This is a genomic window from Caldalkalibacillus uzonensis, from assembly GCF_030814135.1.
In the GTDB taxonomy this organism is placed as follows: domain Bacteria; phylum Bacillota; class Bacilli; order Caldalkalibacillales; family Caldalkalibacillaceae; genus Caldalkalibacillus; species Caldalkalibacillus uzonensis.
Genome location: NZ_JAUSUQ010000013.1, coordinates 1 through 12,287, shown reverse-complemented (window position 1 = coordinate 12,287; position 12,287 = coordinate 1). Strand labels below are relative to the sequence as shown.

Below are 12,287 nucleotides of genomic sequence, written 5' to 3'. Positions count from 1 at the left end.
GGAAGTCAGTTTTGCTTGAGAAGCTTTTTAATGCGGCGGGGGCAGTTGGTAAACAGTCCATCCACCTCATATTGTTGGCACAGCGCTAGTTGGGATTTCCGTTCAACGACATAGGGGAAAATGTAATACCCTTCTTGCTGAAGGGGGCGCAGATTTTCTCCCACTAACGAGACATGGGGATGAACGGAATATAGGTCGAGCTGGCGCCATTCATCAGTGGTAAAAAAGGGCAGCAGTGTTCCCCAACATAACAGTCCGCGCCGAATGTGAGGTGCCATGTAGAGGCAAGTTTCCAGACTATCGACTCTGAAAGAGGACAAAATGACCTTGTTGTCCATCTGGTAACGCTGGACCAAGTCAATCACGCTTTGTTCCAATCCCGGGTAATCAATTAAGTGATTTTTGAGTTCAATATGAAGGGTAACCGGCTGATCTTGTAGCAGGTGCAGCACCTCTTCAAGCAGAGGAACATGGGTTCCTTTGAAGCGAGGATGAAACCACTCCCCAGCATCCAATCGGCGAATCTCGGCATACGGCGTATCATAAACAAATCCGCTCCCATTAGTGGTGCGGCCTAACCATTCATCGTGGAAGACAATAACCTGACTGTCTTTTGTCATTTGCACGTCAATTTCAATGGCTTCAATCTGATCTCTTACGGCTTGTTTGATCGCAGGTAATGTATTTTCCGGTGCAAGCTGGGATGAGCCTCTGTGCGCGATAATGATCATGGATGCGGATTCCTCTCTATGATGTGTTTACACCCATGAGTAGTTTATGGAACATATCTGCATGGTGTTCCATAAGATGATACTAGTTAACAAGCATATACCAGTAAGGAGTGCGCATCATGGCTAACCAAAAGAAGTGGGTCAACCCGGCCCGGCAGCATGTGTCAAACAGAAGCGGAAACCGGGACGCACGCCTTATGCACCACACGAGAGTAAAAGAGCAGCAGGGGCAGCGTAACCGAACGAAGAAAAGAAAAGCAGGCTCTCCCATTAACCACACTGGTGTGATCTCCCCGGATATCATTTTATTTAATCATCTTACCCGCTTAGCCCGGCAGATAGATTTAAACAAATTTGCACATAAACTGGCTGAGGTCAATCAAGTGGTAGAGCAGGTCAATGTGCTGCTCAGGCAATTGCATGGTGGAACCGGTACTCACGCCCCTGTGACCCATCCCTATCCCCGTCCTCATCCAGGGACTGACCGGTCCCAATATTATTCCTATCCTCGTGCTCCCATTCAGAGCGGGGTGACACGACCTGATTATCATGGGGGCTGGACAACGGGAAGGCCGACTATTCGATAAGGAGTCGTTGCCAACATGAGTAGCCGGATAGCCGATTTATATCGTAAACTAAAGCATCGTATTGTCTCCATCGAAGGCATGAAAGCCGGTCCTGAAAGAGAGGACTTACTCTTATCTCCCTACTTTTTTTTCCCTGAACGGGAGGAACGCAAAGTTAGTTACGGAAGCGGCATGATTATTCATCCCAAAGGATATATTTTAACCTGCTATCACGTGGTGGCCGGGATAAGGGCAGCAAAAGTCAAATGGGGAAAACGCCCGGAACTTTATCAGGCCAAGCTGGTTTGGGCCCAGCAAGACAAGGATGTGGCTGTGCTCAAAATCAACCCCTCCAAAAAGTTGCCTACGGTCACCTTTTGTAAAGATGCCCATGTTGGCGAACGTGTTTTTGCCATTGGCAATCCCTTTGGCTTTGAACATACATTAACGATGGGCATATTAAGTGGGAAGGAGCGGACAGTATCTACGGCCAATAACGAATATGAAGGCATGTTACAAACCGATGCCACCTTAAATCCTGGGAACAGCGGCGGGCCCTTGTTCAATACCAAAGGCCAGGTGATCGGAATGAACGCCATCATTATTCAATCTCACCAAAGTATGGGCTTTGCTATCCCTACCAGAACGTTCCTGCCGCTGATCCAGAAATACCTTCCCAAGACAATATCCTCAGATTCTGGATAATTAAGATCTCAGATTAAATCTTAGATTAGGAAGGTGTTAGAAAAAAACCCCGGCATATCATGACCGGGGTCTTTTGGTACTAACGGGGTTTAAGACCTGACCCATTCTACTTTAACCGGAAGATCTGTTTTGGGCAGGCGGTAGACGGCAGTGGGGTAAGTAATCACCTGGATTACGAAGTCATCCGGAGCCGGCCTGATCTCTTTAGCTTTGATCAGTATATAGGCTTTCCCGTTTTTCTCCCTCTCTTCGGCATCGACCACTTTAATGCTGTATCCGCCTGTAGGCCGCTCTCCTGTGGCCAGCAGGATGTAGGTATGTGTGTCGTCCGAAACGGTAAGTACGCCTCCTGTTTTGCGGATCTCTTCAAGTTTTTCTTCAATCCAGTGTGGAAAATCAGCGGCTGAAAGGTTCATATCCCTCTCTCCTTTCGTTTAAACTATATAAAAGAAAACGTTATGTTGCAATCGATAGAAAGGTGAAAACAATGAACTATCTTGCTGACCGGCCACTTGTGATACAACCTGACCGTACCATCTATGTGGAAGTTAACCATCCCCAATTTGAAGAAGTGCGTCAAAAGCTGCATCTGTTTAGTGAATTAATCAAGAGCCCAGATTATATACATACCTATCGCATCACATCTTTATCCTTGTGGCATGCTGCTGCCCAGGGCCAACGGGCAGAAGCTATTATTGCTTTTTTGCAAGATTATGCTAAGTTCCCCTTAACCACTGATCTAAAACAATCTATCCGGGAAGATATGGCCAAGTATGGACGGCTGATTCTTGTCTCCCATGCTGGTCATTTATATTTAATGGCTGACAAAGTTGAAGAATTGTTGGCGGTCGTTGATTATCCGTCATTATCATCCTGTTTCCTTGGTGAGCCCAGACCAGTGGTATGGAGCAATGAACGGAAGTGGGGAGTGGTTGCCAGACCTGACAAGAGGGGAGAGCTTAAACAACAGTGCATCCGCCTTGGCCACCCTGTCAAAGACGAAGCAGGTTATGATGACGGAGAACCTCTGCCCTGCTCCTTCGTTTCCTGTTTGCCTGACGGTACGCCGTTTCGATTACGGGATTACCAGCGCGAGGCGGTGAACGCTTTTTTTGGTGCTGATTCAGCTTATGGCGGTCAAGGCGTATTGGTGCTTCCTTGCGGAGCTGGAAAGACGGTGATCGGCATTGCGGCTCTGGTCAGGCAGCAATGTGCCACCCTTATAATGACGAACAATGCAACCTCTGTCAGGCAATGGAAAAGGGAAATATTAGAAAAAACCACACTGACGGAAAATGAAGTGGGAGAGTATACGTCGCAGGTTAAAGAGCTAAAACCGGTGACGGTAACCACTTATCACATGCTCACCTACCGTCCAGCCCAAACCGAGTCCTTTGGTCATTTGCATCTCTTCAGGTACAGGCGGTGGGGCTTAATTATCTATGATGAAGTGCACCTGTTGCCAGCCCCTGTATTCCGGGTCACGGCAGAGCTTCAATCTACCCGCCGTCTGGGACTGACAGCTACGTTAGTGCGAGAAGATGGACGGGAAGAAGATGTGTTCAGTCTGATTGGACCCAAACGCTATGATTTGCCCTGGAAATATCTTGAACAAGAGGGGCATATTGCCCAGGCCACTTGTACCGAAATAAGGGTCGGTCTGGATCCATTTTTAAAAGAGGCCTATCACTTGGCCCCAGAGCGGCACAAAATGCGCATCGCCCAGGAGAATCCGAACAAAGTGGCCGTTGTTCAAGAAGTGTTGGACAAGCACCGGGATGACCAGGTGCTGATTATCGGCCAATATGTCCGCCAGCTGGAAGAATTGGGCACCTTGCTTAATGTACCAGTGATTACAGGAAAGATGAAGCAGGAAGAAAGGGACCGCCTTTATGAACGCTTCCGGCAGGGAGAGATTCGTGTTCTGGCCGTATCCAAAGTGGCTAACTTTGCCATTGATCTCCCCGATGCCACCGTGGCCATTCAAGTGTCCGGCACTTATGGATCAAGGCAGGAGGAAGCTCAAAGGCTGGGCCGTATTTTGCGCCCCAAACCAGGAGAGAACAAAGCTTATTTTTACCATATTGTCACCAAAGATACCAAGGACCAGGATTATGCGCTGAAGCGCCAGCTATTTTTGGTGGAACAGGGTTATCACTATGAAGTGGTTGACTGTGAGCGGAAAGGGGTACGGATATGAAACAGGCTTGGGATTTGATCGCTACGCTTTCCGGTTCGATGATTAAAAACATCCTGGGCGAATGGAAAGGATTAACACCACCGGTAGAAACAGCAAACATAGTGCAAGAGCTGGCGGGTTCCACTAACATAAAAGAGGAGCAGCACGGAGCTGAAGAGGAGTGTTTGCGCAGACAGCTGGCTGCTCTCTTGTCTGACGGTCAAGCCATCCACATGTTGTATCGCTCCCTTTCCCATTATGAGCAGGAGGTGGTGCATCACTTTCTGTTTCACATCGGGGACGACTTTTTAACATATCGTCAAGTGGAAGAGGAACAGGATGTGTTAAAACCCAACTTATTTCGTCTGGGTTTAACGGGGTTGATAAGAAAAGGGGTTATCTATACCTTGCGCCGCCAATGGGGAGAGGTGGCCTACTACATGCCGGTGGATATCAGATACAGCCTGTATGAAACATATCTTAAAGTTAATCAAACTAGAGCTTGGGAAGTTTGCCAGGAATCGGTGACCAACCTCTACTCCGCTCATCCTTCGGTTTTGGTAGACCTGTTCTGGCTCATGTATGAGTGGCGCCAAGTGAAAAACACCTCTCTTCCCTTAACCAAACGTAGAAGTATTCATAAGCGGATCTTGCGTACCTGGCAGGACAGACTGCCCGACCGTGAGAAGAATCTGGAGGAATGTCCGTTGACTGTCAGCAACAGGGAAACATATTCCAAAGATATTGCTCTGTTGCTCGATTTCATGACCAGAGAGAAGCTCATTCGCTGGTATGAACAGGGGGCGGTGCTGGATCTGGAGCAGGCCGAACAGTGGATGAGCTATTCCCGTCAAAAGATGAGTGAGCAGTTTTTACAGTATTGGTTTAGCCATTACGTTCCCTCATCTCCCTGGTTGCAGCGTTATATGGTTGATATGGCCCGGTTGCTCAATCAACAAAAAGATGGCCAGTCCGAATGGGTGTACCTGCTTTCTCCGGTTGAAGTGTGGGAAAGACACTACGCCTTGCCGCCCGCAGGAGAGATCGTCACCCGTCTGGAGCAGGAAGTGATCTTACCGCTGGCAGGATTAGGGTTGGTTGACTACGCCGAAACACCTCAAGGTGAAAAGGTATGGCGTTACCACCTCCATGATGAAAATCTGTGTCCATGGTGGATACAACCCCCCATGGAGGTACTTGTGCCCCAGGTGGTTCCTTTCCGTGATCTGTGGCGGCTGACTGAGATTTTGGCCCTAGATTCCTGGCAGGAGATGCTGGTTTTAAGTTTGGATCAGGCTTATGTACAGCGTATGGCTAGCGTACAGCGATCATTAACAGAGTGGCTGGGCTGGTTTGAACAGAACAGCAGCACACCGGTGCCTGAGACGTTTAAAGCGTCACTTAAATTGTGGCAGAAACAGCATAATCAAGTGAGCCTGCAGGAAATGACCGTACTGGAAATTCATGAGCAGGAACTGGCCCGGGCCATTTTGCAGATGCCTGAGTTACAATCATTTACCCTTAGGGCTGTTACGCCGCATCTGTTGCTGGCCAAGGGAGGCAGCCTGCCTGAGATTGCCCAGATCCTGCACAAAAAGGGGATTCAGCTCAGCACCGATAAGGGGCATGACGGGCGAGAAACGCTCAAACCCCTTGAGCCTCAACTGATTAACTTTCCCAGGGATAAACAGCAGCAGCTGAAAGTGGAAAATGTTTTTCCTGATTATACTGATGCCATTCCGGCCTGGAACCAGCTGCCAGATACCTGGAAAAAACATTTCACCTCTTATCATGCCTCAACCAAACGGGACATGGTGCAGCAGGCTGTCACCCATCAATTAAAGTTAAAAATAGAGGATAACCAGGGCAGAGTGGTGACGATTGAAGCTGTTGATTGCCGTACGGAGCAGGGAGAATGGGTGGTCTATGACCAGGAAGGAAAATATTATAAACTCAACCAGCTAAACCGCCTCCAACTGTTGTTTCCCGTTTAAATCAAAACGTGTTACAATAGTATGACGGAGGTGTTGATCCTCATGATAGCCTCACTTGACTTGGCGGAAATCCTTGAGGAGACTGACCGTCTGACTCAACTGATTCTCCGCTCCGAAGAAGTGAAGCATTACCGCATCTGCAAGCAACGCTTGCAACAAGATGAGGAAGCGCAAAAATTAATTAAGCGTTTTGTTCAGAAGAAGGAACAATATGAAGAGGTGGAGCGTTTTGGGCGCTTTCATCCAGATTATGACCGCATCAAAAAGGAAATGCGCCAATTAAAGCGTGAGCTGGACTTAAATGAAAGTGTGGCCAACTTTAAGAAGGCGGAACGAAAACTTGAAGCGATTTTGATTGAAATCAGTGAGAAAATTGCTTATGCGGTTTCCGATACAATTAAGGTCCCCACCGGCAATCCTTTCTTCGACCAGCTGGGATGCGGCGGCGGGGGATGCAGTGGTGGTTGCGGCAGCTGCGGCAACCATTAAAACTAAAAGACAGCTACTCCATTCTGGGGTGGTTGTTTGTTTTCACCGGGGTCCAAGCAGCCCTTCTGGTTTGAAAGGCTGTCTACTTTTTTCCGAAGGGTTTTTTTAATCGCAGAGGGCATGAGCCTTAAAGTTCTATTCTTTTAGAAGCCGGATATCCACACGACACAGCAGGCTGTCACCGTGCCCAGCACGGCGCCGGCGAGGCAATCCGTTGGATAATGAAGTCCCAAATACATGCGAGAGAAGGCAATGGCCACAGCGAGGGGAACAACCAGAAAAGCAAGTACAATGGAATGCAGGGCAAAGACACTGGCGATGGAAAAGCTGGCGGTGAAGTGGCCGGAAGGAAAGGAGTAATCCTTGAGCGGATGAGGACAAAGGCGGGTGCCAGGCAATATCAGATAGGGGCGTTGCCGGGGAACAATTTTCTTGATCACTTGGACGGCAACATGACTGATAATTAGTGCGATAAGGGCTTGAACCGCCCACAGGCGGATAGGGTCAGAGCATAATATCATGGTAAGTCCCAGCCCGGTCAGGGTTGCAGTAGCACCCCCCAAGTGGGTTATACGAGGAAGTAAAATATCCAAGAGTTGACAATGAAGCCGCTGATTAACAAAGCCAAACCATTTCACATCCTGATCAGCCAACCACATCTTCATGCGGTCCATCGGCGTTCCTCCTTCCAGTTTTCTAACTACATTTTATCTAAACTTTGTTAAGCCAGTTTTAAGCTCATGTTAAAACTAAAGCCTCATTTTTTAACCTCATCTTAACGGTTAATTAACACTGTTATGATACAGTTGGATTAAAACAGAGTTATGTTATGTTGAAGGGGGAAGTTGTATGAGAGTGGCCATTTTTTCCGACACTTATGCGCCTGAAATCAATGGTGTGGCCAGAACCTTGGGACAGTTAACCGCTTATTTGGAACCTCCTTAATTCACGTGGCAACTCCTTTCAATGTCGGATTATTTGGTGTGCAATATGCCCGCAAACATGGGATCCCTCTGGTTGCCTCCTATCACACCCATTTTGATGAGTATCTGCGTTATTATAACCTGTCCTTTATGGAAAAGTGGATTTGGCATTACATGCGCTGGTTTCACCGGCCAGCCAAAAAAGTATATGTTCCCTCGCAAAGCACAAAAGAAAAGTTACTTCACCACAGAGTCCACAACAATCTGGAAATATGGCCGCGGGGTGTCGACCATTATTTCTTTTCTCCCGCTCATTATAGCCCTGACATCCGTCACCAATATGGCCAAGGCAAACGTATTCTGGCTTTATATGTTGGACGGCTTGCTCCGGAAAAAGATGTGCCGACCGCCATTCACAGTTTTCTTAGCCTTCCGAAACCGGTTATAAAGCAAACTCAACTGATCATCGTGGGAGATGGGCCGCTTTATTCCGATTTATGTCAGGTTAATTCCCCACACATCACCCTGGCCGGCTTCAAACAAGGAAGGGAATTGGCTCAACTATATGCGTCGAGCGATCTGTTTTTATTCCCTTCTCCGACCGAAACCTTTGGCAATGTCGTTTTGGAGGCGATGGCATCAGGATTACCGGTTATCGGGGCCAATGGGGGAGGGGTGAAGCACTTAGTTCAAGAAGGGCAGAACGGTTACCTATGTCCGCCCCGTGATGTCCGTGCTTTCAGACATGCGCTGCTTAAGTTGGTAACCGAACATGGGCTTCGCCTTCAACTGGGACGCAATTCTCGGCTGTTAGCACTCCAACATTCCTGGACTGAAGTCTTTCAGCGTTTGGTAGAAAGTTCCCAAGAGGTAAGTGAGAGAAACCATCAGGCATCAGCATAAAGGTGATCGCTGTAACAAAAGGTAACCCAATTAGGACCAGAGGTGTTTTGTTTTTCCTGACACCATCCTTTATAATAGGAAGTAATAGATCGATAATAGAATCAATCTGATAAAAAGGATGGAGACCCTTTGTTTACAATACAGAAACGTTTACGGACAGCGACATTTATTGTCATCATGCTTGCTCTGGCCGGGTGTGCACAGTCTCCTGGCTCAGAACAGCAGGCGGTTGAGCAAATTGAGCGTAAATTGCAGGAAGAACAGGTAGAACATCAGAGGGGCGAAGCATTGACGTTAGATGCAGAACTCCGTGACGGAGAGTGGTGGATTTCAGCCCGCCAGCTGGCAGAGATCACCCAAGGCTCCATTGAAGTGGATGATCTGAACGGAACGGTGGAGCTTGATATCCTTGGCGTTCCCTTTTTCCTAATCAAAGAAGTTACTGTGGTGGAGCGGAATGGGTTGTATCTGCCTTATGAACTTGAACCATTGTTTACCGATGAGGATGTGCTTTTGCCTGCGGCGTTTCTGACACAAGCTTTGGAGGCAGAATATGAGCTCCTGGAAACGGATGAGAAGGTGCAGTTATGGCTGGATGATGAAGCAATAGCTACCTTCAGTCAGCACGGTCAAACCACTTCTGATCTCAAGGCCTTATCAGCAGATGATCTGATCAACTACCTGTCCTTTTTGTCCAATCCCATTCCTGGGGCCCAGATCAGTACCAGGGAATCCCATCTTCCAGGTGCTCCCCGGCCTTACCGGAACGGTTATCATGAAGGGATCGACTGGTATGCAGGAGTGACAGGTATTGACATTGGTTTGGACACGCCGGTCTTATCAGTGGCCGATGGCATTGTCGTGCGGGCTGACAATGACTATGTGGAAATGGACTTGGAGGAGCGGGAAAGCTATTTGTCCTGGGCGGCTCAGTTGAGCGACACCCCCACCTATATATTGGACAAGCTAAGAGGCCGTTCCGTCTGGGTGCAATATGATCATGGGGTAATGATCCGCTATGTCCATTTGTCCGCTGTTGAGGAGGGTATTGAAGTAGGCAAGGAAGTAAAGCGGGGTGATGTGCTGGGCTACGTGGGTAACTCCGGCACCAGCTTTGCTGTAAAAGGGGATGAGTATGGCGGCCTTCATCTCCATGCAGATTTACTCATTTATGGAGAGTTGTTTTGGAAGCACTTAGATCATTTAGATGAGGTGCGTTATGTTTTGGAGCATATTTTTCAAGACGAGCCCAAACAGCTGCCGGATGCTGGAGATTAAAAATAAACAGCCTTCTGTTGTCCGGAGGGCTGTTCATTGTTTTTTTACAAGGAATGAGTTGTACAGGAAAACGTATTATGCTTAGTGATCTTCAGATGAAGCTCTTTTTGGCTTGCACCAGTCCAGCAGTGCTTCTCCATCTGGCGCATCTACATCTCTGACAGAGAAAAATGCCCCATCGAAGCCGGATAGAACACGCACACCGATCGAAGCGAGCTTTCTTCGCCGCTGGAAAAAAGAGCGGTTTACGTGGGCTGACTGAACACACCGCTGGGGGATCAACATCGTGACCTTGGATAAAAACCGGGAGCGAAGCACCAAGAGAGGTCCCGATGTAATCCACCCGGCATCTTTATATTGCCAGTAAGCAAGCATAGAGGCTAACCCCAGGATAAGCAAAGCAAGAAAGCCGTAAGGCAGCCAAATGACAGCCGGGATCACCACCAAAAAAACAGGCAGACACAAGCGCAACTGATAGCGGAACAACGCCCGGCTCGGCACGGGTCGGATGCCAAGCTGGCCAGGCCTATGGGTGTCCAGCTCCCAGTCATGGGGTGCAACCGCTTGTAAAAAAGACTCAAGATCACGGCGGCGGAGTAAGGGATACAGCATCCGTGATCCCCCATACTCTTTACCGTATCCGGCACATTCAATATACACTGTTGTCAGGCCAAACAACTGGCGCAAGGGATTTTCGGTTATCCGGATGGCCTGAATTCTCCTGAGTGGGATTGTAAACTCCCTTCTTTCTAACAAACCATAGGAGACATACACATCCGTATCCCTGCGCACCAATGTGAAATTGGCATACTTCACAGCGGTATAGATAATGGCTGCCAGCCAGGAGACCAAAGCGATCAGCGGAACCAGATACAAGATAAGTGTGAGGTTGGATTGTACAAAGTCAGTCAACAGATCAAACAAGTTGAGGGACGGAAATAATTTATCTATTGGCGAGATGACAGCAAGTAAAATGGAAAACAGGACGCCGAAGCTGCCTGAAGTAGACGCAGCAATAAGCAAATCCTTGACAGGCAGATGATAGTGAACACCGCTTTCCGGTCTGGAGAAATCTGCTGTACTTGTATGTTGATGGCCCGTATCTGTTTCCGGTTGGCCAGCAGATAATAACGCTTGCAGTTTTTTGGCCTCTGACAACTCTACAGCAGCCAAGGTTGCTTCTGCATGCTCGCTGCTGGTTGCTGTATCAATCTCCACTTTCGTCAGTCCCAACAAGCGGTGAATAATGCCAGCAGTCAAATTAATGGATTGAATGCGTTCTGTTGGAATATAACGCCGTTTGCGAATCAGTATGCCATATTCAATCCGTAACTCTCCGTCTTTAACGTAATAGATGAACCGCCACCAATAAAGAACGGATCCGGCAATGATCAGCATGATGGCAACCCCGGTCAAGGTGATCACTAACAAAAGGAACTTGTGACTCACCCCGGTGCTGACCAAGCTGATAAACACAAAAATGAGCATGAAAAACAATTCTTTGACCAGACGCAATGTTTGGAAAATGATCGTGACAGGGTGGAGGCGGCAGGGGTCAGACATCTTCTTTCGCCTCCCGGGCCAGGACAGATATTCTGTCCCGCAATGCATCGGCCACTGAGTCTTGCAAAGCGGGGATTTCATGCCAGCCCCCGGCGGTGTTGATGGTGACACTGGACAGGCCGAAAAAGCGCAAAAGGGGACCTTGTTTGGTGTCCACATGCTGCACTCTGATCATGGGAATCAGCGTCCGCTTGACCACCAGCACGCCATGCTTCAAATCGATTTCATACTCGTTCACTTCATACCTCCAGCGTTTCCAGCGCACCGCGGGAACTATTCCAATATGTACAATGCTCATCACAGCGGCTGTTAAGAGCAATATCCACAATAACCAAGGTGCTAAGAGCCAGGAAAACTGTGGTGGGAGACTGAGATAGGCATAAAGCACATAATAGATAAGGACTGCTATCCAATACAGGGCGGCAATCAGGCTGCCGCTGATGCGCCATACGGTCAAGGCTTTCTTATCTATCCGTTGGGTTGGTTCCGGTCTCATCGTTCATCCTCCAAGACAGCTTACCTTCACATTATAGAGGCTAACGCCCTTGTTTATCAACTCTTGTGGCAGTTCGGTCTGAGTCAAGTATTTGTGGGCAAGATTTTTCACCCTTAAATTTGTAAGCGGATTCATAAACTGAGGGTTTCTCATTAGCGTAACATAGTCGATTTTTAAAAACCTCTTAAACCGTTTAAAGCGAAGTATACTGGCAAATGGCTCTTTCCCCTGAGATAGGGGATATTATTCCGTGTAGCCTCTCCAATCACACTTGTTATCTTTTCCAGATAATATTTCGGTGAGTGCTGGTCTTCTTTAGTTTCGGCCCATTTCTCTATACGGCCAAACAGGGTTTTCAAAGTCAGGTTGTCCAGATATGCCACCAGTCCAGTGATCATGGCACTCACACCTTTTTCAACCCAACTCCGGCCGTTTTTGAGCCGTTTGGCAAATACGCTCA

At 48.1% G+C, this 12,287-nt stretch carries 12 protein-coding genes and 1 pseudogene; 7 read left to right on the top strand and 6 right to left on the bottom strand.

Annotated features, from left to right (window positions below):
- Positions 1-5: 5 nt before the first annotated feature.
- The gene (locus J2S00_RS15290; RefSeq protein WP_307341709.1) at positions 6-731 is read right to left on the bottom strand and encodes a glycerophosphodiester phosphodiesterase family protein; all 726 of its coding nucleotides are present in this window, start codon (positions 729-731) and stop codon (positions 6-8) included.
- 119 nt (positions 732-850) lie between these two features.
- Here J2S00_RS15290 and J2S00_RS15285 point away from each other — a divergent pair, with 119 nt between their 5' ends.
- Together J2S00_RS15285 and J2S00_RS15280 are read left to right on the top strand one after the other, a co-directional pair.
- Entirely contained in the window at positions 851-1,318 is a 468-nt protein-coding gene (locus tag J2S00_RS15285) for a hypothetical protein (protein ID WP_307341705.1), read from the top strand.
- A 15-nt stretch (positions 1,319-1,333) separates the two neighbouring features.
- Entirely contained in the window at positions 1,334-2,002 is a 669-nt protein-coding gene (locus J2S00_RS15280) for a S1C family serine protease (RefSeq protein ID WP_307341704.1), read from the top strand.
- An 89-nt stretch (positions 2,003-2,091) separates the two neighbouring features.
- Here J2S00_RS15280 and J2S00_RS15275 read toward each other — a convergent pair whose 3' ends face one another.
- Positions 2,092-2,418 carry a protease complex subunit PrcB family protein gene (locus tag J2S00_RS15275; RefSeq protein WP_307341701.1) on the bottom strand — a complete coding sequence of 109 codons (327 nt, stop codon included), beginning with the start codon at positions 2,416-2,418 and terminating at the stop codon, positions 2,092-2,094.
- A 71-nt stretch (positions 2,419-2,489) separates the two neighbouring features.
- Between J2S00_RS15275 and J2S00_RS15270 the strand changes: the two genes are divergently transcribed.
- Genes J2S00_RS15270 through J2S00_RS15260 form a run of 3 tightly spaced genes read left to right on the top strand, consistent with a single transcriptional unit; the run spans position 2,490 to position 6,664 of the window.
- Positions 2,490-4,202 (top strand): DNA repair helicase XPB, encoded by a 1,713-nt coding sequence (locus J2S00_RS15270; protein ID WP_307341698.1) that lies wholly within the window; start codon positions 2,490-2,492, stop codon positions 4,200-4,202.
- Positions 4,199-6,175, top strand: coding sequence for a hypothetical protein (locus J2S00_RS15265; RefSeq protein WP_307341696.1), 1,977 nt, complete (start codon positions 4,199-4,201; stop codon positions 6,173-6,175). The genes J2S00_RS15270 and J2S00_RS15265 overlap by 4 nt, the downstream gene beginning before the upstream one ends.
- 42 nt (positions 6,176-6,217) lie before the next feature.
- Positions 6,218-6,664 carry a YlbF/YmcA family competence regulator gene (locus J2S00_RS15260; RefSeq protein ID WP_307341693.1) on the top strand — a complete coding sequence of 149 codons (447 nt, stop codon included), beginning with the start codon at positions 6,218-6,220 and terminating at the stop codon, positions 6,662-6,664.
- A gap of 143 nt (positions 6,665-6,807) precedes the next feature.
- On the opposite strand, the gene J2S00_RS15255 is transcribed toward J2S00_RS15260, so the two are convergent.
- The gene (locus tag J2S00_RS15255; RefSeq protein WP_307341690.1) at positions 6,808-7,338 is read right to left on the bottom strand and encodes a phosphatase PAP2 family protein; all 531 of its coding nucleotides are present in this window, start codon (positions 7,336-7,338) and stop codon (positions 6,808-6,810) included.
- A gap of 276 nt (positions 7,339-7,614) precedes the next feature.
- On the opposite strand from J2S00_RS15255, the gene J2S00_RS15250 reads away from it, so the two are divergent.
- Positions 7,615-8,490: a glycosyltransferase family 4 protein gene (locus J2S00_RS15250; protein ID WP_307341687.1), complete on the top strand. Its 876-nt coding sequence runs from the start codon at positions 7,615-7,617 to the stop codon at positions 8,488-8,490.
- 129 nt (positions 8,491-8,619) lie between these two features.
- Complete coding sequence (locus J2S00_RS15245; RefSeq protein ID WP_307341683.1) at positions 8,620-9,768, top strand: M23 family metallopeptidase; 1,149 nt, start codon at positions 8,620-8,622, stop codon at positions 9,766-9,768.
- Between the two features lie 81 nt (positions 9,769-9,849).
- Here J2S00_RS15245 and J2S00_RS15240 read toward each other — a convergent pair whose 3' ends face one another.
- The 3 genes and pseudogenes from J2S00_RS15240 to J2S00_RS15230 form a co-directional block, all read right to left on the bottom strand.
- Positions 9,850-11,331, bottom strand: coding sequence for a PH domain-containing protein (locus J2S00_RS15240; RefSeq protein WP_307341680.1), 1,482 nt, complete (start codon positions 11,329-11,331; stop codon positions 9,850-9,852).
- The gene (locus J2S00_RS15235; protein ID WP_307341677.1) at positions 11,324-11,827 is read right to left on the bottom strand and encodes a PH domain-containing protein; all 504 of its coding nucleotides are present in this window, start codon (positions 11,825-11,827) and stop codon (positions 11,324-11,326) included. Before J2S00_RS15235 ends, J2S00_RS15240 begins: the two co-directional genes overlap by 8 nt.
- A 173-nt stretch (positions 11,828-12,000) precedes the next feature.
- Positions 12,001-12,287, bottom strand: a pseudogene (locus J2S00_RS15230) (ISLre2 family transposase); the annotation flags it as partial.

Excerpts from the sequence above, each read along its gene's own strand:
- J2S00_RS15290 (WP_307341709.1), bottom strand. The coding sequence starts at position 731 with ATGATCATTATCGCGCACAGAGGCTCATCCCAGCTTGCACCGGAAAAT.
- J2S00_RS15260 (WP_307341693.1), top strand. The coding sequence starts at position 6,218 with ATGATAGCCTCACTTGACTTGGCGGAAATCCTTGAGGAGACTGACCGT.
- J2S00_RS15235 (WP_307341677.1), bottom strand. The coding sequence starts at position 11,827 with ATGAGACCGGAACCAACCCAACGGATAGATAAGAAAGCCTTGACCGTA.
- J2S00_RS15240 (WP_307341680.1), bottom strand. The coding sequence starts at position 11,331 with ATGTCTGACCCCTGCCGCCTCCACCCTGTCACGATCATTTTCCAAACA.
- J2S00_RS15285 (WP_307341705.1), top strand. The coding sequence starts at position 851 with ATGGCTAACCAAAAGAAGTGGGTCAACCCGGCCCGGCAGCATGTGTCA.
- J2S00_RS15270 (WP_307341698.1), top strand. The coding sequence starts at position 2,490 with ATGAACTATCTTGCTGACCGGCCACTTGTGATACAACCTGACCGTACC.
- J2S00_RS15280 (WP_307341704.1), top strand. The coding sequence starts at position 1,334 with ATGAGTAGCCGGATAGCCGATTTATATCGTAAACTAAAGCATCGTATT.
- J2S00_RS15255 (WP_307341690.1), bottom strand. The coding sequence starts at position 7,338 with ATGGACCGCATGAAGATGTGGTTGGCTGATCAGGATGTGAAATGGTTT.
- J2S00_RS15275 (WP_307341701.1), bottom strand. The coding sequence starts at position 2,418 with ATGAACCTTTCAGCCGCTGATTTTCCACACTGGATTGAAGAAAAACTT.
- J2S00_RS15265 (WP_307341696.1), top strand. The coding sequence starts at position 4,199 with ATGAAACAGGCTTGGGATTTGATCGCTACGCTTTCCGGTTCGATGATT.